This is a genomic window from Sorangiineae bacterium MSr12523 (genome assembly GCA_037157775.1).
In the GTDB taxonomy this organism is placed as follows: Bacteria; Myxococcota_A; Polyangia; order Polyangiales; family Polyangiaceae; genus Pendulispora; species Pendulispora brunnea.
Genome location: CP089982.1, coordinates 13,164,801 through 13,184,328 on the forward strand (window position 1 = coordinate 13,164,801; position 19,528 = coordinate 13,184,328).

The 19,528-nt window shown below is 64.6% G+C and carries 18 protein-coding genes; 9 read left to right on the plus strand and 9 right to left on the minus strand.

The genetic code is table 11. From position 1 onward, the window contains the following. Positions 1–11: 11 nt before the first annotated feature. On the minus strand, positions 12–521 hold the full coding sequence (locus tag LZC95_52425) for a hypothetical protein (protein WXA95016.1): 510 nt from the start codon (positions 519–521) through the stop codon (positions 12–14). On the opposite strand from LZC95_52425, the gene LZC95_52430 reads away from it, so the two are divergent. Then, complete coding sequence (locus LZC95_52430; protein WXA95017.1) at positions 520–1,755, plus strand: hypothetical protein; 1,236 nt, start codon at positions 520–522, stop codon at positions 1,753–1,755. The two genes, LZC95_52425 and LZC95_52430, sit on opposite strands and share 2 nt — an antisense overlap. Here LZC95_52430 and LZC95_52435 read toward each other — a convergent pair. Beyond that, the gene (locus LZC95_52435) at positions 1,743–2,294 is read right to left on the minus strand and encodes a mismatch-specific DNA-glycosylase (GenBank protein ID WXA95018.1); all 552 of its coding nucleotides are present in this window, start codon (positions 2,292–2,294) and stop codon (positions 1,743–1,745) included. The genes LZC95_52430 and LZC95_52435 overlap by 13 nt on opposite strands. 11 nt (positions 2,295–2,305) lie before the next feature. Between LZC95_52435 and LZC95_52440 the strand changes: the two genes are divergently transcribed. The 4 genes from LZC95_52440 to LZC95_52455 all read left to right on the plus strand — a co-directional run bounded on the left by LZC95_52440 (position 2,306) and on the right by LZC95_52455 (position 5,705). Continuing rightward, a complete protein-coding gene (locus tag LZC95_52440; GenBank protein WXA95019.1) occupies positions 2,306–3,583 on the plus strand; it encodes a sigma 54-interacting transcriptional regulator in 1,278 nt (425 codons plus the stop codon). Between the two features lie 138 nt (positions 3,584–3,721). Beyond that, entirely contained in the window at positions 3,722–4,030 is a 309-nt protein-coding gene (locus LZC95_52445; GenBank protein WXA95020.1) for a hypothetical protein, read from the plus strand. Between the two features lie 113 nt (positions 4,031–4,143). Then, positions 4,144–4,806, plus strand: coding sequence for a hypothetical protein (locus tag LZC95_52450; protein ID WXA95021.1), 663 nt, complete (start codon positions 4,144–4,146; stop codon positions 4,804–4,806). Further along, complete coding sequence (locus LZC95_52455) at positions 4,803–5,705, plus strand: hypothetical protein (GenBank protein WXA95022.1); 903 nt, start codon at positions 4,803–4,805, stop codon at positions 5,703–5,705. The genes LZC95_52450 and LZC95_52455 overlap by 4 nt, the downstream gene beginning before the upstream one ends. Here LZC95_52455 and LZC95_52460 read toward each other — a convergent pair. Beyond that, positions 5,665–6,783 (minus strand): formylglycine-generating enzyme family protein, encoded by a 1,119-nt coding sequence (locus LZC95_52460; GenBank protein ID WXA95023.1) that lies wholly within the window; start codon positions 6,781–6,783, stop codon positions 5,665–5,667. The genes LZC95_52455 and LZC95_52460 overlap by 41 nt on opposite strands. 36 nt (positions 6,784–6,819) lie before the next feature. Between LZC95_52460 and LZC95_52465 the strand changes: the two genes are divergently transcribed. Next, positions 6,820–7,806 carry a phosphodiester glycosidase family protein gene (locus LZC95_52465; GenBank protein WXA95024.1) on the plus strand — a complete coding sequence of 329 codons (987 nt, stop codon included), beginning with the start codon at positions 6,820–6,822 and terminating at the stop codon, positions 7,804–7,806. Positions 7,807–7,916: 110 nt separating this feature from the next. Continuing rightward, positions 7,917–10,106: a PQQ-dependent sugar dehydrogenase gene (locus LZC95_52470; GenBank protein ID WXA95025.1), complete on the plus strand. Its 2,190-nt coding sequence runs from the start codon at positions 7,917–7,919 to the stop codon at positions 10,104–10,106. Between the two features lie 9 nt (positions 10,107–10,115). Here LZC95_52470 and LZC95_52475 read toward each other — a convergent pair whose 3' ends face one another. The 3 genes from LZC95_52475 to LZC95_52485 form a co-directional block, all read right to left on the minus strand. Further along, positions 10,116–11,486, minus strand: coding sequence for a carboxypeptidase-like regulatory domain-containing protein (locus LZC95_52475; GenBank protein ID WXA95026.1), 1,371 nt, complete (start codon positions 11,484–11,486; stop codon positions 10,116–10,118). Between the two features lie 28 nt (positions 11,487–11,514). Further along, positions 11,515–12,792 carry a hypothetical protein gene (locus LZC95_52480; GenBank protein ID WXA95027.1) on the minus strand — a complete coding sequence of 426 codons (1,278 nt, stop codon included), beginning with the start codon at positions 12,790–12,792 and terminating at the stop codon, positions 11,515–11,517. 85 nt (positions 12,793–12,877) lie between these two features. Then, positions 12,878–14,194, minus strand: coding sequence for a hypothetical protein (locus LZC95_52485; protein WXA95028.1), 1,317 nt, complete (start codon positions 14,192–14,194; stop codon positions 12,878–12,880). A gap of 246 nt (positions 14,195–14,440) precedes the next feature. Between LZC95_52485 and LZC95_52490 the strand changes: the two genes are divergently transcribed. Further along, positions 14,441–15,148, plus strand: a complete 708-nt coding sequence (locus tag LZC95_52490; GenBank protein WXA95029.1) for a DNA mismatch repair protein MutH — start codon at positions 14,441–14,443, stop codon at positions 15,146–15,148. Here the strand turns inward: LZC95_52490 and LZC95_52495 are convergent. From LZC95_52495 to LZC95_52505, 3 genes are read right to left on the minus strand one after another with little or no spacing between them, the layout of a single operon-like run. Further along, entirely contained in the window at positions 15,145–15,987 is an 843-nt protein-coding gene (locus LZC95_52495; protein WXA95030.1) for a hypothetical protein, read from the minus strand. The two genes, LZC95_52490 and LZC95_52495, sit on opposite strands and share 4 nt — an antisense overlap. Then, complete coding sequence (locus tag LZC95_52500) at positions 15,980–16,495, minus strand: sigma-70 family RNA polymerase sigma factor (GenBank protein ID WXA95031.1); 516 nt, start codon at positions 16,493–16,495, stop codon at positions 15,980–15,982. Before LZC95_52500 ends, LZC95_52495 begins: the two co-directional genes overlap by 8 nt. A gap of 48 nt (positions 16,496–16,543) precedes the next feature. Beyond that, positions 16,544–17,179 (minus strand): MarC family protein, encoded by a 636-nt coding sequence (locus tag LZC95_52505; protein WXA95032.1) that lies wholly within the window; start codon positions 17,177–17,179, stop codon positions 16,544–16,546. 88 nt (positions 17,180–17,267) lie between these two features. On the opposite strand from LZC95_52505, the gene LZC95_52510 reads away from it, so the two are divergent. After that, on the plus strand, positions 17,268–19,505 hold the full coding sequence (locus LZC95_52510) for an ATP-dependent RecD-like DNA helicase (GenBank protein WXA95033.1): 2,238 nt from the start codon (positions 17,268–17,270) through the stop codon (positions 19,503–19,505). Positions 19,506–19,528: the final 23 nt, after the last annotated feature.

The window sequence follows — 19,528 nt, forward strand, 5'->3', positions numbered from 1 at the left end:
TCCCAGAGTGTCTAAACCACACTCTCGGGAGGAAGGGAAAGCGTGAGGGCTTCGACCTTGGGCAGGGCGCGGCGCAATCGGGCGTGGACGAGTTCGGGCTCGAAGGGCCCGTCGAACCACACGACGAGCATGTAGAGGGCCGCGAACGACTCGGCCACGTAAAGGTCATCGCCGTCGCGGCTTTCGATGGACAGGTGCACGCCGCGGCGCATCTCCTTGGCGTGCGGGGCGATCTCCACGCGGTAGAAGCGATCGGCCGCGTAGTCCTCGGCGATGCCCGCCGAGCGTCCCTTCGTGCACGCGACGCACCAGAGTCCATTGCCTTCGTCGACGACGGCGGCAAACCTGGCGTGGCATGCCCCCGCCAGGTCCGCGAGGCAATCGTGCAGCACTTGCCATTCGGGGGTCGGGGACTCGAGGAGCATGGCGCGATCGTACGGCTCCTCGCCGTCGATGGGCAGCGCCAAAATCGGATGGGCCCCGTTCGCGTGACATGCCGCGGCGACATAGCTTTGCTGCATGAGCAAGGAACAGTTGCCCTTCGAGCGGCCCATCGACGTGTACCGGCGGCGCAATTTCCTCGTTACCGGGCTCGCGCTGGCATTGCTTCTCGGCGGGGCGCTTCTGCTCGTGATCGCCATCGGGTGGCATTTCACACCTGGCATCTTGGGCATCATGGGCGTGACGCTCGGGCTCGGGTTGTTGCTTTCGAACAAGCGCCGCGCGATGTGGGCCATGCGGCACCATGTGCACGTGCGAGCCGACGCCGCGGGCATCTGGGAGGAGGGCCGGCTCGTTGTCCCGCGGCAAAAGATCGCCCATGGCTATTTTCAACCGCGCCGAACGCTCTCGTCGGTGTGTCTGTACGACCGATGGCGCAATCTCGTGTTCGAGGCCGTGCTCGAGCAGCCCTTGGCTGCCGAGATGCTCCGTGCCTTGACGCTCGATGCGGCCAGCAGGCGCGCCAGCTATCACACGGTTTCGCCTGCACACGCGACACCGCTGCGGACCGTGGCGATTGTCCTGGCCATGATCGCGGGGGCCATGGGGCTCGGCACGCTCTCGAGCGCGTGCGGCGTGAACGGTCCCTTCTCCGCCATGTTCGGCATCGTCTTCGGCATCGCTCTGGGGCTGATTCTCGCCTACGTGCCTTTGTCGGTTACCGTGGGGATCGATGGAGTGGACCTTCGCTGGTTCCTGTGGAGACGGTTCATCCCGATGTCGAGAATCGTGCGCGCGGAGCCGGACGCCTTCGACGTGCGTTTGTGGCTCGAGGGTGGCGAGAGCGAGTTGATTCACGTGGGCATCTCGGAGAACGAAGCTTCGCCCGAGCGTCGCGATGCCATCGTTGCCCGCATTCTCGAGGTTTTCGCGGCGCGCCGCGGAGCATCCGCACAACACGACATTGCCGGCATGCTCGCCAAACGGGCGCGCAGCCACGCCGCATGGTTCGAGGCGCTCGCCGCCCTGCGAGCCAGCAAAGGCGGATATCGAGATACGGTCGTCTGCGCCGAGGATCTATGGGCGACATTGGAAGATCCCTCCGCCGCCGAAGACGTGAGGGGCGCGGCAGGATTTCTCCTTCGTCCTTCACTGGACACGGAAGGCAAGGCTCGCGTGCGGATCGCGGCCGAGGCCACGGCATCCCCCGCGTTGCGCACGGCGCTCGAAGCCGTGGCCGGCGAAGAGGAAGATCAAGCGGTCACGTCGATGTTGGAAGATCTGGCGACGCAGAGCCCCGATCAGCCCCGATGAGCGTAGAGCTGCGAGGCTGCATCGCGGAAAAATGCGAGCATGTCCTCGTAGCGGTAATGGGCATTTCGCCCGCTCGGATTGGGCACCACGAAGACGCGCGCCCCGGCGATGCGCTCCGGTTGCTCGCCGCAGGTGATGGCGGAGGTGTCCCCACGGAAGGCGCGGTAAACGGTGACGCCGACGAAGACGACGGCCTTGGGCCGGAAGCGCGCAATCTTCCGCTCCAGGATGCGCCGCCCCTCGTCGAAGTCCTCGCGGGTCAGGTCCTTCACGCCCGCCGTTTCACGCGCGACGATGTTGGTGATGCCGATGCCCTGCGCGAGAAGCTCGCGTCCCTCGCTCGGTAAGAAGCGCCGCTGCGTGAAGCCACCCTCGTGCATCAAGCGCCAGAATCCGTTTGCCGGATTGGCAAAGTGATGCCCCGCGCGCGCCGACGCGAAACCTGGGTTGATGCCCACGAAAAGAACGTCGAGGTCGTCGGCGATGATGTCGGGGACGGGGTCGCGGCGATGGACCGAGGCGGTAACTGGCGGTACCATGTCAAGCTAGCGTGGCCGACTTCAGCAACGATGCCAACACCAAGACCCAAGGGGGTGAGCACGTTGGGCAGGCCGAGCGCTTTCTGCGGGTTTTTACCGCGCGCGGTTCCTTCGATGTCGTGCTCGGCGATGGAACGTGGACGGTGGGGCGGGCGAGCGATGCGCACGTACGCATCGACGACTCGAGCGTCTCGCGCGTGCATGCGCGGCTTCACATTGGGGCGCACGTGCTCCTCGAGGACCTCGGCAGCGCCAATGGCACGCGCGCGGGCGGGCGCGTGCTCGAGCCCAGAAAGCCCGTGCTCGTCACCAGCGGCATGTCGCTCGAGTTCGGCGAGGCGCTCGGGGTCCTGCGCGAAGGGCGCGACCGCAGCCCCACGATGCAGAGCACCCAGGAAACCGGGGTACGGGGCGATGGCTCGGACGAAGACCGGGTCCTCCTTCGCGTAGCGCGTGCCGATTTGCCCGTGCTCATCGAAGGCGAGACCGGCGCCGGAAAAGACTACACGGTGCAGCGACTTCACGCGCGTTCGCGCCGGGCCACGGGCCCGCTGGTGCGCGCGTCGTGTGCCCTCGTTCGCGCGGGGCGGCTCGATCTCGGTGAGTGCTTCGATCGCGCGGTGGCGGGTACCTTGATCCTGGACGAGGTGACCAACCTCGATGCCCAGGGGCAGGCACTTCTCGTCGGCGTATGGGAAAGCGCCAGCGAAAAGACGAATCCCGCCGACATGGCCCGGGTGGTTTCGATGTCGTCCGTGGCCTTGGAAGAGGCGGCGGCCGCGGGCGCGTTTCGCCCTGATTTGTATTATCGCCTGGCGCATTTGACATTGCGCATTCCACCATTGCGTGAGCGCACCGACGAATTGATCGATATCGCGTCAGCGATTTTGGCCGAGCTCACCGAGACGCCGCCGCTTCTTTCGGCGGATGCCGTGCGGCTTTTGCGCGGTCATGCGTGGCCGGGCAACGTTCGCGAGCTGCGAATGGCCCTGGAGCGCGCGCTGGCCTTTTCCAATTCGCGCGTGCTGACCGCGAGCCATTTCCAAGGCATCGAGCCGCGTGCCGTGCAACCGCGGCGAATGAGCGCGACCCCGGTTGCGGATACGGCGCCTTCGATGAACCAAAGCCTCAAGGAGGCCGCCGAGGCAGCCGAATACCAACGCATTCTGGAAGCCTTGCGCGCGTGCAGTGGCAATCAAACGCGCGCGGCCAAGCTGCTCGGCATTTCGCGCGGCACGCTCATTTCGCGCCTGCAGCGGTATAACGTGCCGCGTCCGCGCAAATTGTGACACGTACCGTCCGTGTACCAGGTAGCAGCCGTGTACCAGGTGCCGGCGTCCACCCCAAGGGCACATTTCTCGATGAAATCGTGTGCTCGTCGTGCCATCTCGCGGGCACGCGCGGTGCAGGGCCCGCCTTTAGGCTTCATGCAGCATGCAAATAGTGGGAACTCCGAGATCACCCTGAAAATACGCCGGGCAGGGCGGCCGTGGTTCGTGACCTTGACGGGTTACGTCATTGCCCTCGTCGCGGCGCTTGCCGGCGTGGTCTTTTTCATCTCCGGAAACAGCGCCGCGGTACGCGCCGAACTCGCCGACCGCGGCCTCTGGGACGTGCAGGTCACCCTGCAAGGTCCGTTTGCCTATCGCTTCTCTGGAAAGAAGGGCGCGACATTGTGCACGGGCTCCATTTCGCGCACCCCGTTTTCCACGACGGTGACCGAAGTTTGCCAATGACGTCGCGTTCGAGTTTGTGCAGATTGGTGCCGCTTGTGAAGCATATTGCACAATCGTATCGCGGAATGATCGGCATTTATCGCATGGAATGACGCGTGCTCCGGCAAGGACGCATGCGGTTCCTTATCGTTTCCATTTCGCTTTTATCGCTTTTGACAGCGGGTCGCGCCTTCGGAGCCGACCCGATCTTCCCGGGGGCCCACCAGGGATCGGTGGGCGTGGCCACCGGGGTTCCCTTCGTCGGCATGGGCGAGTTGGCCTATGCCCCATCGGACGGGTTTGCCGTAGGTGCCATCGTCGGCATCACGCCGTTCGTATTCGGTGCCGGGCTGCGTCCACGCGTCGGGCTTCCGCTCGATGCGTCGGGCACGCGCGTGTCGCTGGTCACCCCGCTCATTTATTACCCCACGGGTGAAGGCTTTTTCGGGAGCGGCCCACCGTGGTTCCTCGCCCAGCCCGGCCTTCGCCTCGAGCGACGCTTTGGCGAGTCGCTCTATGCGCACGTCGGCGCGGGGGCGATTGCGGCGGTGGGCTTTCCCTCGCGCGACGAGCGTGGCGAGATGGTCGTCACGTACAACAACCGACGCGTCGTGGAGCGGGATACCCCATGGGGTATCTGGAACACCGTGGGCGCAGGCGGTGCCATCTCGGTGTTCGACCGCACCGCCGTGTTTGCCGACGCGATGCTCATCCTGCGCGGCATCCGCCCCGCGGGGCCCGAGTGGATCGGCGGGCCGCCCTTCGCGTTCACCCTTGGCGTCGTGCGGTCCCTGTGAAGGCGCTTCGCGTGCTCGCGCTCGTGGCCGCCGCTTGCGGCCCCATCACCGAGGGCGACAAGCCGCCGGTGGATCCATTCAAAGAGCTACTCGTCGTGGACGAGGCCGTGATGGCCCATCCCTCGTTCGCCTTCGAGCACGTGATGGCCCGTCTCGGCCTGGAGCCCGACGATGCGCTGCCGGGAACCATGCGCCCGATGGCCGTGGCCAATCGCATCGATCTGTCCGAGCAGACCCCCGGCGCCGGCGAAGGCCGCCTCGTCTTTGGCACGGCCGATGGCCCCATCACGCTCATTCTCGAGTTCCGCCTGCCCGGCGAGCGGAAAGACTGGGCCGTGCGGTGGCATGCCCTCGGTGCGCACCCGTCATTCGATGCAGAGTACATGAAAAGCCTTACGGCACTCGTCGATGATTTCGCGCGCCCCGAGCACCTCGCGCAGGTGCGCATCCATGACGCTCGCTCCGATCCGCCGGTGGTGCGAGAGCTCCACCTCGACCCGTCGTCCGCGCGCCTTCGCTTGATTCCGGCCGGTTTGCGGCGCACGCCCGCGCATTCGATGGACGGAAGCGCGGCCCTGCGCGACTTCGTCTCCTCGCACCGCGAGGCCATTCTGGAAGATCGCTACGAACTTCCCCAGGCCATGTTGGCCGAGCGCATCGAACTCGGACCCGGCCCATGGACCCTGCCTGGCATCGACGAGCCGCTGCGCCACGCGTTTGCCGCCGGCACCTGCGACGGTTGCCATGGTCAGGAAAACGCGACACTCGATGGGCGATTCCACATTTCGCCCCTTCGTCAGGGCACGGCGAAGCTTTCCCGCTTCCTCTTCGACCCCGAGCACCGCGAGGCCGACGATCTCACCCGCCGTGCCGCTCTTTTGCAGACTTACTTGGAGTAACGCTTTTGCAGCAGCGAAACCCGAGGTGGTAATTCACGTGGTACGCGCTGTCGATGGGCTCCACGTGCCAGCGCGGGTCGAAGTTGCAATGGTCCGGGTAGGCGCCCTGTTTGTTCGGCGTGGAGGCGGGGGTGGGCTCGCCCGGCTCCTTCGCGAGCTCGTTGTAGTACCAGGCGCTCCCTTTGAGTTGCGTGACCACCTCGTCGCCTCGACGGCGCATCATGATCTCGGCCACGTTGCCGTGTTGGTCGAAGACCCCGAAGCGTGAACGGCAACGCGGGTACGAGCCCGATGGCTCCGTCTCCGTCGCGCACGTGGCCCATGCCGTTTTGGAATCGCGCACGATGCAGGTGCGGATATGGCCCTTGTCGGTGTTGCACACCTCGAGATCCAGCTTGGATCCATAGGCGTAGCGCCAGTCCTCACCGCCCTCGGGATCGCCGCGGCAGGCCATGTTCCATTCGATGTCCGAGCACAGGCGCTTGCCCTGCAGCTCGCATACCTTCTTGGCCGAGGTCGGGGGCGCCCACACGAAGGGCAGCTCGCATGCCTTGTTCGGAAACTCGAAGACGTCGATGCAGAACCAAGGTGCTTTTCCCTTTTTCCAAATAGGCACCATGTTTTCCGCGCCGCACATCTCGCGCTGCTCCGCGGTTTGAACGGTGACGCCGCGAAGGCCCTCGAGGCACTGCTCGCGCGAAATGAGATGGCTCGCAATGGCCTTGTTGCCCTGGTTCATTCGGCTCGGGCCGTCGGTGCCGATCTCGCTGCGCAGAAAGCGATCGGGCTGAATGTGCCGCTTTTCCGCGGGCGTGAGGTTACGGATGTCGAACAAGGCGAGCAGCTCGTCCTGCGTCTCGCGATGGAGCAGCATGGGATCCGATGCGCCAACGCTGGCGTCTTCCGCATCGCTCGGCGCGCCCGCGTCGTTCATGTCTTTGGGCGCATCCGCGGCCGCATCCATGGGCGTTTCCGCCACCGCATCGTGCGCGACCTCCGGCGGTGCACCTTGGGGTGCGGGTGTGCGCCGGCACGATGCAAAAAGGATCATCGCCGCCAACACCGCCGCTCTGCGCATGCCCTATTATCGGGCCCCTTCACAGGGAGGTGTACCGTGAAAAACCTCATCATCCCCGCCCTCGTCGGTGTCGCCCTCACGTCGGCTGGGACCGCTCTTGCGGAAGACACCTGGACGGATCCGTTTCCTGGCGTTCGCCACTTGCATCGGGTGACGGAGAATCCGAATCAAAATATCAATGTGCTGGAGGTCGACCTCTGCGAAGACGGTATTTCGTTTCGTGCGACGAAGTTCGATGAGCGCGGGCAACGCACTTCGGACTTTGGCGCCTCGGTGGAGGCACAAGCCGCCGTCAATGGCGACTTCTTCGTGTCCGGCTTTGGCCTGGAGCGAGGAATTGCCGTGGGCGATGGCGAGCCGTGGCCGCCCTCGGACATTCCGGACGATCCGAGCACGGGCCAAGTGGCCATTGGGGAGAACCGTCTGGAGCTCATTCCCGATTGGGCCGTCCAGGAGACGGAGGACTGGATGCACGAGGTCGTGGGCGGAAGGCCCACGGTGCTCAGCGAAGGGACCATTCCCGATACATCGGGCCATGCGACGTTGTGCAAACGCAATCCGCGCACGGCCATCGGTTTGTCCGAGGATCGACGCACGCTTTTCGTCGCCGTGGTCGATGGACGGGCGACCACGCGCGTGGGCATGACCTGCACGGAGCTGGGTGAGCTCATGCAAGATCTCGGTGCGTACGATGCGCTCAATTTGGATGGCGGCGGCTCCTCGACCATGTGGCTCGAAGGCGAGGGCGTGCTCAATTATCCAACCGATGGCCGCGAGCGCACCGTCGGAAACCACCTCGCGCTCAGGGCCACGGGAGAAGGTCCCGCGCAAGCCTGTCCTCCATCGCGTGCCCCACGCGCCAAACGCACATCCCTCCGCAGCGGCGCGATCGAAGCCTCTCCGGATGGCGCGCAGTCCGGCAGTGGATGTGCGATGGCGCGCGGTTCCAGCTGGACGACGGGCACGGGCATCATGCTGCTGGCGTTGTTCGCCACACGGCTTCTTCGGCGCGCACGCCGATAGAGACCGCTTCCGCTCTGGAAAAATCCGGGATGCATTAATGTAAATATCCACCTCGACCGGAGGTCGCGTATACAACGGATGTGACTCATTCATTCCGGCGCCTAGCACCCGTGGCCATCTTGCTCGTGGCCGCGGGCGCCACCGAATGCTCCAGTTCTTCCTCGTCTTCGCCGCCCGATGCGGGAGGCCTGCCAGGCCCCTTCGGGCTCGACGCGCGGCCGTCGAATACGACGTGCCTGGCGCCGGACCGCCCCGCGAATGGCATCAAGCTCACCAGGGCATTTCCCGAGCTCGATTTCGAACTTCCGTTGGCGATGGTGCAAGCGCCCAACGATGCGAGCAAGTGGTACGTGGTCGAGCAAGGAATGGATCGCGGGCCGGCCGCGTCCATTCAGGTATTCGAGAATCGACCGGAGGTCGAAACCAAACAAGATTTCATTCGGTTCGCGTCCAACGAGGTGACCACGGGCCTTCCCTCGAACGAGGGCGGCCTATTGGGATTCGCCTTCGATCCCAATTACGCCATCAATCGCACGGCGTATCTCTCCTACACGACGCATAGCGCTTCCAGCCCCGTGGACATGAAGTCGGTGGTCACGCGCATCAAGCGCAAGGAGAACGTGAACGAGCTGGATCGCTCGACGGAGCGCACGTTGGTGTCCCCGGAGGGCAAGCCGCTCGATTTCGATGCACCCGCGATCGAACACAAGAATTCGGCCATGGTGTTCGACAAACAGGGTTACCTCTACATCGGCTTTGGCGACGGCGGCGAAGAGAGCGGCGAGAAAGGTCAGGATACGAAGGGCTTCTTCTCCAAGATCCTTCGCATCAAGCCCACCGATACGGAGCAGTACCTCATTCCCGACGACAATCCGTGGGCTCACGATACGAACGGCGATCTCAAGGAAACGTGGGCCCATGGCTTTCGCAATCCGTGGCGATTCAGTTTCGATCGCGAAACGGGCGTGCTCTGGGCGGGCGACGTCGGCGACGATACGTACGAAGAGATCAACAAGATCGAGCCGGGGGGAAATTACGGGTGGCGCATCATGGAAGGTGCGCATTGTACCGGCAGATATCCTTGTCCCCAGCCGGGGTTGGTCGATCCGTATGCCGAATACAAACATGGCAATGGCGACCGCGGCATCATTGGCGGGTACGTGTACCGCGGAAAGAACATCCCATTCCTCGTGGGATCGTACGTCTTTGCCGATTTGTCGTCGGGCCGCATCATGCGGATGAACCTGCAGACGCGGGCCATCGAAGATTTGGCCATGGCCGGCTTCAACGTTTCGTCCCTCGCCGAAGGAGCGGACGGCGAGCTTTACGTCATCGATTATCTGCACGGGAAGCTTTTCCGAATCGACCCCGCGCCGGGGGGCTCGCAACCGTTTCCGCAATCATTGTCGGCGACGGGGTGTGTGAACCCATCGAATCCGAAGGAGCCGGCACCGGGGCTCATTCCTTTCGACGTCAATGCACCGCTCTGGTCCGATGGAGCGAGCAAAAAGCGTTGGTTCGCCGTTCCCGATGGTACGAAGATTACGGTGCAGCAAGACGGCGATTGGGACTTTCCCAATGGCACCGTGCTGATGAAGCAGTTCGGCTTGGGCGACAAGTTGGTCGAAACGCGGTTGTTCGTGCGGCACCAAGACGGGGAGTGGGCCGGCTATACCTACGAGTGGAACGACGCGCAGACGGACGCCACGTTGCTGCCGTCCCTCAAGACGAAGTCCGTTGGGGGGCAGGAGTGGACCATTCCGGGCCGCACGCATTGCATGCAGTGCCACACGGCGGCGGCGGGGCGCTCGTTGGGACTCGAGAATGGCCAGCTCAATGGCGACATGTTCTACCCGAGCACCCAGCGCACGGCGAACCAGCTTGCCACCCTCGAGCACATTGGCATGTTCACGGCGCCGCTGGGGCAGATGGCCTCACTTCCGCGCTACCCCCGTCCCGATGGCACCGAGAACATCGAACTTCGCGCCAGGTCCTATTTGCATATCAACTGCTCCCACTGCCATCGCCCCGAGGGCGGCGGCGTCGGCCCGATGGACTTCCGTTTTTCGCAAACCGCGGGCGCCGCAGGTTTCTGCAGGGCGGAGCCCTTCTCTGGGGACCTGGGCATCGGAGGCGCTTTGCTCTTCATCCCGGGCGACCTATCGAAGTCGATCATCTCGCTGCGCATGCACGCGACGGATCTGGGCATCCGCATGCCACCGTTGGCGACGCAGGTCGTCCACACGGAGGGCACGAAGCTCATCGACGGCTGGATCACGTCGATGAGCAAATGCCCGTGAAGAGCGCGGTCAAGGGGGGGAAGACACGCCGATGGACCGGCTGTACGTGGACGTCCCGAGGTACCTTTCGGGACGCGGCCCGGACGGATCCAGCACCGGGTCCGTATCCGGTGTGCGGCTCGCTGGTTTGTTGCACCATACGGAAATGAAGTAGCGCTCCCCACGTCCGAAGGGGACCCCCACGGCCGCAAGGTCGGGCATGACGATATGGGATTCCACCGTGGTGATGTACACGGTGGTGTCCTTGCGTGAGACGGCGACCTGGCACGTGCCTTGGCCGTTTGCCCACGCGATTTCGGAGCCCACATCGAAGTTCGTGGCATCCCTGGCCGGAAGAACCATCTTTGCGGGCGCCGGGACGTCGGCTTCAGGTACGGAGCCGTCCGCCGAAATGGGGACGATCATGCTCGAGTGGGCGCCGCCGAACGAGCCGGGCGCTCCGGTTTCATAAGCCGAATATTCGATGGCCCAGGAAGCTCCGGGCACCTCCGGGACGACGAATTGCGCAGGCATGGTGATACCCGGATACTGGGAATTGACCCTCCCGTAGCTTCCGCCGAAGCTAAGATACAAAAACGTCTCGTAGATGGTCGTGCCCGGTGCCGGTCGAGCGACACCCGTTACGGTCATCGTGCTCGGGACGGGCGAAAAGGTCGGTTGGAATACCGTCTGACCACCTCGTCGAAGCCGCATGGGGGCGAATGCGAGTCCGGTATAATGTGTAGGGGGGCCGCCTCGAATGGCCGGTCTCTCGTACTCGAGCGCGAAGAATTGGCCGGTGAGCTCGGGGGCCGGCGCCGGCCAAAAGACCGCCGGATAGCCGGGGCCGATGCCGAGGCTCTCCGTGCCAATATCATCGCGCACCGCGAACGAGATGATCTCCGGGGGCGAGGGGCTTGGGTTATAATCGATGCGTATTTGCGCCGGGTAGGAGTAGTCACTGGCCTCTCGAAGCCGAATCGTCGGCGCGCGCGTCGTCAGTCCAGAGTAAACGTCGCCCTGGCCATCGATGCCGCAATACACATCGTACTTCGGCGGGACGTTTCGCAAGATGAAGCGGCCCTTCGAGTCGCTCTTGGTGACGAATCCGCCGCTGGCGACCTTGACGCCGACGACCGGTCCGCCGGTGCGGCCTTGAACGATGCCCACGACATCGTTCGGACCGGGCGGGCTGGTATCGGGTGGATTGGGAGGGGGTGGAATGGGCGGCTCGGGTGGATGGGGCGGCGGCTCGGTATCCGGCGTGTGTTGGGGCGTGTCGACCGGCGTTTTGCCGGTTATCGCCGATCCTCCGTTCGAACTTGCATCGTCATGGCCGGTGCATCCCGCCACGAGAAGAGAAGCTCCGCCCATGAAGAGGGCCCATCGCGAGATGCTCAAGGAAGTCAAGGTGCGAATCATAAGATCCTCAGGGGGTCGAGACCGTGATGGTGCGGCTATACGAGAAGCTCCCGAGAGTGCGCCACGTCCAATCCAGCACGGGGTCGGCGTCCGGTGCGCGGTTCGTCTCGCGCGCGCACCACACGTTCACCTTGAAGACCTGGTGTGGCGCGAGAGGTACGCCGACGGCCGAAAGATCGGGCATCGAGACGCGAGATTCGAGCGTTGTCACCCGAATGGATTTCCAAGTGTCCGTGGAGGTCACCTCGACGGTGCAAGCGCCTTCGCCTCCTTCCCATCCGATCTCGGAGCCCACGCCGAAATCCGTAGCGCCGTCGGCTGGCAAAATGATCTTGGGGGCCGAGGGCAGGGTGACGTCCGGAATCGAGCCGTCTGCGCCAACCGGTACGGACATGCTCGAATTCGCTCCACCGTAGGACCCAGGAGCGCCCGTGTCGAACGCGGAATACCGAATGCCCCACGAGGCGCCGTCAATCTCGGGTACGACGAAGTTTGCCGGGATCGTGCGGACGGGGAAGCCCCCATGGAGGATGGAGTACTGCCCGCCGAATCGAACGAGCAAATTCGATTCGTAGATAGTCATCCCCGGCGCCGGTCGAGCCACCCCCGAGACGGTGCTCGTTTTCGAGATCGGTGAAAACGTGGGTTTGAACGTTGCCTCTTGGTTTGGTGACAGCTTGATTGGAGTCGATGCAACACCGAGATAGCGTGTGGGGGCGCTTCCGTCGGTCGTCTTCTCGTACTCCAATGACCAGAGCGTGCCTGCGAGAGGGGATATCGGACCTGCCCACCAGCTCCATCGGATCACGGTGTTGCGGTCTTGCCCATCTTCGATGACGCTGGTGTCCCCGCCATCTTGCACCTCGAAGGAGACGATCTTCGAGTCTGGTGCTAGCGCCCCGGAATAGTCGATATTCTTCGGTGCGCCATTGAACCAGCCGTTGTCCTCACTTTGGAGTGTCGGCCTTCGCGTCGACAATCCGCGATACGCTTGACCACGGCCATTGACGCCCAACTGAACGTCGTATCGGGCCGGTGCGTTTCGCAAAACGAAACGGCCCCACGCATCGGTCGTGGTGACGTTTCCACCGATGGCGATGGTGACGCCGCCCACCGGCCCGCCCATGCGGCCTTGCACGAGGCCCACGACATCGTCAGGCCCCGGAGGCGGCTCGATCGGCTGGGCATCGCTGTACGCGTAAGCTTTCGACGAGCTGCCGGGGGCCGGCGTCTCGCCCTTGGAGGCGGCGTCGTCGTGGGCGGAGCATCCCGCGACGGCGAGCATGGTCCCGCTCAGAAATAAGAAAGTCCAAGATGTGTGGGGCGAGCAAGTCATGGAGCGCTTCATGGCGTATTCACTCCGGTTCGTTTCATTGAGGGGTGGAAACGTAGATATTGCGGTTATACAAGTAGGTTCCGAGCTGGACGCTGTCATCCAACACGGGGTCGGCATCTGGGCTGCGATGGGATAGCTGCACGCAATCCAAAAATAGTCTGTATTTTTGCCCCCGTTCGAGCGGCAAACCCACGTCCGAAAGGTCCGGCATCGTGATGTGCGATTCGGTGGTGGTCAGTTGGATGTAGCTCCCAGTGGGCAGGTTGGATATGCGCACGGTGCAGGCGCCTTGGCCGCCCTGCCAGGCGATTTCGGAGCCAGGCCCGAAATCCGCAGCGCCATCCAGGGGCAAGGTGAACTTTGGAGGGGCCGGCAGATCGACCGGCGGGAGCGAACCATCCACGTCAATCGGTACGATCATCCCGGAATGCGCACCGCCGGCCGAATCGGGGAACCGTGTTTCATAGGAATAATAGCGAATCGCCCACGAGGCTCCCGAAACCTCCGGCACGACGAACTCGGCAGGGAATTTCGTGGCGGGGGACGAGGTGTTGATCTGCGCGTAGCGACGCCCGTCGAGGCTCAGGAGCAAATAAGCATAGTAAACGGTCATTCCCGCTGCAGGTCGAGCGACAGCCGTCACCACTCTTGGCGTCTTGATGGGCGAATAGACGGGGGTGAAGCTGGCCTGTTCGCCCGGCGATGCATTCATGGGAGACGACGCAACACCGAGATAAAACCAGGGCGGCTCGCCATCTCTTGGAGGATCGTATTCGAACGACAAGAGTTTGCCCGTGAGTTTGGAGTCCGCCCCCGACCAATAGAGGGTCGAATCGAAGGCGTTGTCTCCCCGTACCCAGGAGTCGACTTGCTCGATGCCGATGTCGTCTCGTACGGCAAAGGTGACGCGTTTCGAACCAATCTGGGTCGCATTCGAATAGTCGACGTGAAGGGGGGCTTCGTTGAATCTCCCCTTGTCCTCGGCCCGAATCGTCGGCCTTCGCGTGGTCAGGCCCTGATAAACACCGCCCCTACCATTGACCGCGAAACGAATATCGTATTTCGCCGGTGCCTTCGGCAACACGAAACGGCCCCGCTCATCCGTCGTGGTCACGGTTTCGCCGCTCACGATGGTCGCCCCGCTCACCGGCCCGGACGGATACATCGACGACCCATTTCGACCACCTCGAAGCACACCCACGACGTCCCCCGCGCCCTCGCCTTGGCCGGTTTTGACGGAGTCGTCGTGATTGGATGCGCTCTCGTCGCCGTCGCTGGCGCATCCTGACGCGAGGGGCAGGGTCGCGCTTATGAGAAGAAGCCATTGCAAGGAAGCCAAGGTGCGTTTCATTCGTTGTTCTCGAGAGCCAGTGACAGGGAGATGCCGCCTGGGCGAAGGCGCGCGCTTTCGTGCACCTCTTGTGCCGTCCGGTTATTCGAGTTGCCGAGCCCTTTTCGATCGCGCGTGCTCTGACACCCGCGTCGTGCATGGCACCGGTGGGTATCGATGATTTTCTATCGTTTCGCCCGCAACTTTGGGGTCGTCCGGGCGATTAACTCGCCCGCGAACTCGGAGCCTGATCCATAGTGCGGCGGCATGCCCCCGTCGCCCGTGCCGCCCCCTCGTGACGAACACGATCTCCGTGTGCGGGCGCATTGTTTGACGGGGCGCACCTTGGGCGATCTCGCGCGTGAGCTGCGTTTCTCGTTGGGGCATGCCGCGTTGCACACCAAAGGAAAAGCGGGTGAGCTCGTGGAGCGGGCGCTCGGTGCCGGTCCGGTTGCGGGGCCTCCTTCCGACGGCGATCCCCGTAGTCTACTCGACTTTCCGCATCTCGGTATCGAGCTGAAAACGGTGCCGGTGGATGAACGCGGGCGGCCGCGTGAGTCGACCTTCGTGTGCGCGCTTCCTTTGGGGCACGCAGACGCCATGGAGTGGCGTGGTTCGTGGGTGCGCACGAAGCTGTCGCATGTGCTCTGGTTGCCCATCCTCACGCGCGAGCACGCGGCATGGAATGAGCGCCTCGTTCTCGAGCCGGTCTTCTGGCGCCCTTCGCACGAACAAGACGCGATCTTCCGTGCGGACTTCGAGGACGTGATGGGCGTCATCGCCAGTGGCGCCATCGAGCAACTCACGGCGCGGATGGGCCGCTGGCTCCAGGTGCGCCCGAAGGCGGCCAACGGTCGCGCGCGCACGATGGCGCATGGGCCCGACGGCGAGCCCATCGCGACCGTTCCGCGCGGCTTCTACCTGCGCACGCGTTTCACGGAGGCCATCCTTCGCGATCCGCGCGCCGTTCCTTAGGGCCGGAACTCGTTCGGGAGCTCGGGTTCCACCGGGCCTGGCGTTACGCTCGTCTGCTGCGCGGGCGACGGGCCGACGATTTCGAACCGCGGCTCGGCGATCCATACCTTGCCGGCGCCCGCGAGAACGACGTCGACCATGATGGTGCTCGCGTCGGCCGGAATGTCGAGCGTCACCTCGTAAGGTGTCCAGTCCGTGGTCCGTGCGATCGCACGTTCCGGTGGAGTACCCGCCGCGCCGAGAAATTTCGGCTTGTTCCACGTGGCGCCCAGCTTTTGCACTTGAGCACCGAGGCCGGCGCCGTACGTGACGTTCTCGCTGCGAAGCCACGCCGAAAAGCGCACGCGCTTGCCCAGGTACTTCGTCGCCTGAAACCTTTGCGAGAGGTGCACCGCGTCGCTTGGTATGGACGGTGTCGAACGGAGCAATCGGCTCGGCGTTCCCCGAAAGAGCACGGTGTTATCCACCTCGGTCGCAAAGCTCGTTGCCCCGTCCGGAGCCGTGTAGAGTAAGTGCCACGGATCCTTGGTCGCCCCGCCGAGCTCCGACTCGGCACGAATCGCCTCCGGTCCGCGCGCGATCTTCCACATGGCGCCACCGCCCACCACGGCCACGAGCGCCGCGGCCGCGAGCCAGGGCATGGGTCCGCGTGTTCGCTTCTCGCGCAGCCGCACGACCGCGTCCTGGATGGCGAGCTCCATGGACGCCTCCGCGGAAAGCCGTTTTGCGCACGCGATGCATCCGTTCGCGTGCTGCTCGATGCGTCGTTCCTCGGCCGGCGCGAGATGGCCCTGGACGAAGTCCATCAGCTCCTCCTCGGTGACGTGGGCCTCAGTCATGGCCATCCTCCAATGCCGTGCGAAGCGCGCGGCGTACGTCGCACAACGTCTGTCGCAAATGCTGCAGTGAGATCCCCAGGCGCCGAGCCACCTCGGCATGGGGCGCCGTCGGCTCCTCGTAGACGGCGAGAAAGATGCGCCGTGCGGCCGGTGCGCATGCGCGGAGCGCCCGCTCGACGGTGCGCACGTCCGCGCGGGCCAAAACGCGCGGCTCGTCCTCGTAGCCCTCGGGCCCGGCCAACCCGCGCAGCAATTCCCGCTGCCGCACCTGCTGCCGCCCCTCGTCGCGTGCGAGGAACTGCGCCTGTCGAATGGCGAGGCCGGGCAGCTCCAGGCTCGTCAGCTTGCCCTCCCGATGCCGCTCCATGAGCGTCAGCCAGGTGCGCTGGGCGAGATCACGTGCGCGATCGGGCGACAGGCCCATCGCGAGAAGCGCCAGAAACACGGACCGATCGTGGCGGGCGATGAGCTCGTTCCAGAGATCCGCGTCGAGTCGTTCCAGCGCCACGAGATTCACAGAGCATGGAACGAACGGCCCGCCCGCACATAGGGGCGGCTACCCGATGATTTTCGGAAACGCCTCCCGGATCCCGTCGAGGATGAACTGCATGGCCAGTGCCGCGAGGATGAGTCCCATGATGCGGCCAATCAAATTGATGCCGGTGCGCCCCAACACGCGGGCCACCACGGGGGCCGAGCGAAGCACCAGAAAGGTGATGAGCGCCACCGCCCCGATGGCCATGAAAATGGCCGCGTGCTGCGCGGGGCCTTCGGCTTTGCCGACGAGGACCATCGTCGTGGCGATGGCGCCCGGCCCGGACAAGAGCGGAATGCCCAACGGAATGACCCCCACGTCTTCCTTCGTCTCGGCCTCGGTGCGCTCCGCTTCCGTGCTGCGCAAGTCCGAGTCCTTGGCGCGCATCATCTCGAGCCCGAGGCCGAAGAGAACGATGCCGCCGGCAATCTTGAATGCCGAAAGCGTGATGCCGAAGAACTTGAAAATCAGCGTCCCGGCGAGCCCGAACGTCAACAGCAGAACGAGCAGCGTGACCGCTGCACGAAGCGCGGTACGGCGCTGTGCCTCGGGCGGCTGCGCGCCCACGAGCGCGAGAAAAACCGGGAGCGCCGCAAAGGGGTCGACGATGGAAAAGAGCGACCCGAAACAGAGCAAAGCATAGGTCGCGAGCGCCACGCCGCCTCAAATAGTGCCAAGTCTGAAAAAATGCACCCCCGTAGACGAAGTCTCGTCAGAGCCGGGCGATTTCGCCGAAGATGAAGGCGTGGCGAAACCCGTGACGATGCCGCTTCGAGCGCGTGGCGCGGCGCTGACCGCGTACGGCGACAAGCGCGACGGCGACGAAGTCACCATCGAGGGTGACATCGACCGGGTCACCTTCGAGAACGCCGAATCCGGCTTTCGCGTGATCAAGCTCGCGCGGGAAGGCGCCGAGCCGCTGACCGTGGTGGGCGTCTTTCCGCAGGTCACCGCGGGCACCCGCGTTCGCGTGCGCGGCCGCTTCGAACGCGATCGCAAACATGGCGAGCAGCTGCGTGCGCTTTCCGTCACCGAGATGCTCCCGACGACCTTGGTCGGCGTCGAGCGCTACCTCGGCTCCGGGCTCATCAAAGGCATCGGCGAGGGGTACGCCAAGAAGATCGTTGCCCAGTTCGGGATGGATACCCTGCGCGTGCTCGACGAGGAGCCGGAGCGCCTCGCCGAGGTCGACGGTCTTGGAAAAAAGCGCTCGGAAACCGTGGCCAAGGCCTGGCGCGAACAGCGGGCGGTGCGCGACGTCATGGTCTTTCTTCAGGCCCACGGTGCATCGGGCGCCTTGGCGGGGCGCATCTACAAGCGGTATGGCGCGGATGCCGTGCGCATCGTCTCCACCGAGCCGTACCGCCTCGCCATGGACGTGTGGGGCATCGGTTTCAAAACCGCCGATCGCATCGCCCAGGAGCTCGGTGTGGGGAGCAACTCGCCCGCACGGATGCAGGCCGGGCTCCTGCAGACGCTGAACGATGCGCTCGAGGCGGGCCACACGTGCGTGTCCGTGGACGACGCCATAGGGCGCGCGATGCAGCTCCTCGGATTCGACCCCGACGATGCCGCATTGGCCGAGCACGTGCGCGAGGCGCTTCGGGCCTTGGTGCGAGGGCACTACGCCGTGGCCGAGCTCGCGGACGGCGAGCCGCTCGTGTTCCTCACGAAGATTCACGCCGCCGAGGTGCGCGTCGCGCAGCGTCTGCTCGAGCTCACGCGGGCCAGCGCGCGCGAGCTCGGCGGGGCTGCTCAGGCCATGACCGAGTTCGAGCGCACCGCCGGCGTGGAGCTCGCGCCCGAGCAGCGCGATGCCGTATCGCGTGCGGCCGAAAACCCCGTGCTCGTGGTCACCGGAGGCCCCGGCGTGGGCAAGACGACCATCGTGCGCGCGATCCTATCGGTCCTCGAACGCGAGAGACTCGAGGTGCGGCTGTGCGCGCCCACCGGCCGCGCGGCCAAGCGCCTCGCGGAATCCACGGGCCAGCGCGCTTCGACGGTGCATCGGCTGCTCGAGTTCGAACCGAAGCGCGGCGAGTTCAAGCGAAACCGCGCCACCCCGCTCGAGTGCGACGTGCTCGTCGTCGACGAAGCGTCGATGATCGATTTGCCCATGGCCGATGCCATCACGCAGGCGCTCTCCGACGGCACGCGCTTGATCCTCGTGGGCGACGTCGATCAGCTCCCCAGCGTGGGGCCCGGCGCCGTCCTGCGCGACGTCATCGCCTCGGGCGCGGTGCCCTGCGTCCGCCTTACGCAGATCTTCCGCCAGGCCGAGCAAAGCCTCATCGTCCAGAGTGCCCACCGCATCAACATGGGCGAGCCGCCCGTGGCCTCGAACCGCCCCGACGCGGACTTTTTCCTCGTCGAGCGCGACTCGGCGGAGGCTGCGCGTGACACCATCGTCAAGCTGCTCACCCAGCACATTCCACGTCGCTTCGGCATGGACCCGCGCCACGATGTGCAGGTGCTCACGCCGATGCACCGCGGGGCGGCCGGCACCATCGTCCTGAACGAGGCCTTGCAGGCGGCGCTCAATCCGAGCGGGCCGCAACTCACGCGCGGTGCGCGCACGTACCGGTTGCATGACAAAGTCATGCAATTGCGCAATGACTACGACCGCGAAGTGTACAATGGCGACGTCGGCATCATCATCGAGGTCAACGCGGAACAAGAGACCCTCACCGTCCGTTACGACGACGAGCGCAAGGTCGTGTACGAAGTCGGCGATCTCGACGAGCTTGCGCTGGCCTATGCCGTGAGCATCCACAAATCGCAGGGGAGCGAATATCCGGCGGTGGTTTTGCCCTTCGTCACCGCGCATTTCGTCATGCTATCGCGCAATCTTCTTTACACTGCGGTCACCCGCGGCAAACGCCTCGTCGTTCTGGTGCACGATCCACGTGCTCTTTCGCTCGCGCTGGCCGAAGATCGGCGCGGGGAACGCCGAACGCGCCTCCAGGCGCGTCTTCGCGGTTGACGCCCCGGCCAACGCTGGTCACG

What these genes read in the sequence shown, in the direction of transcription:
- LZC95_52480 (WXA95027.1), bottom strand. Translation starts at nt 12,792, where the DNA reads ATGCTCGCCGTCGCGGGATGCTCCGCCCACGACGACGCCGCCTCCAAG.
- LZC95_52495 (WXA95030.1), bottom strand. Translation starts at nt 15,987, where the DNA reads ATGACTGAGGCCCACGTCACCGAGGAGGAGCTGATGGACTTCGTCCAG.
- LZC95_52445 (WXA95020.1), top strand. Translation starts at nt 3,722, where the DNA reads ATGCAGCATGCAAATAGTGGGAACTCCGAGATCACCCTGAAAATACGC.
- LZC95_52460 (WXA95023.1), bottom strand. Translation starts at nt 6,783, where the DNA reads ATGCGCAGAGCGGCGGTGTTGGCGGCGATGATCCTTTTTGCATCGTGC.
- LZC95_52490 (WXA95029.1), top strand. Translation starts at nt 14,441, where the DNA reads ATGCCCCCGTCGCCCGTGCCGCCCCCTCGTGACGAACACGATCTCCGT.
- LZC95_52485 (WXA95028.1), bottom strand. Translation starts at nt 14,194, where the DNA reads ATGAAACGCACCTTGGCTTCCTTGCAATGGCTTCTTCTCATAAGCGCG.
- LZC95_52425 (WXA95016.1), bottom strand. Translation starts at nt 521, where the DNA reads ATGCAGCAAAGCTATGTCGCCGCGGCATGTCACGCGAACGGGGCCCAT.
- LZC95_52430 (WXA95017.1), top strand. Translation starts at nt 520, where the DNA reads ATGAGCAAGGAACAGTTGCCCTTCGAGCGGCCCATCGACGTGTACCGG.
- LZC95_52450 (WXA95021.1), top strand. Translation starts at nt 4,144, where the DNA reads ATGCGGTTCCTTATCGTTTCCATTTCGCTTTTATCGCTTTTGACAGCG.
- LZC95_52435 (WXA95018.1), bottom strand. Translation starts at nt 2,294, where the DNA reads ATGGTACCGCCAGTTACCGCCTCGGTCCATCGCCGCGACCCCGTCCCC.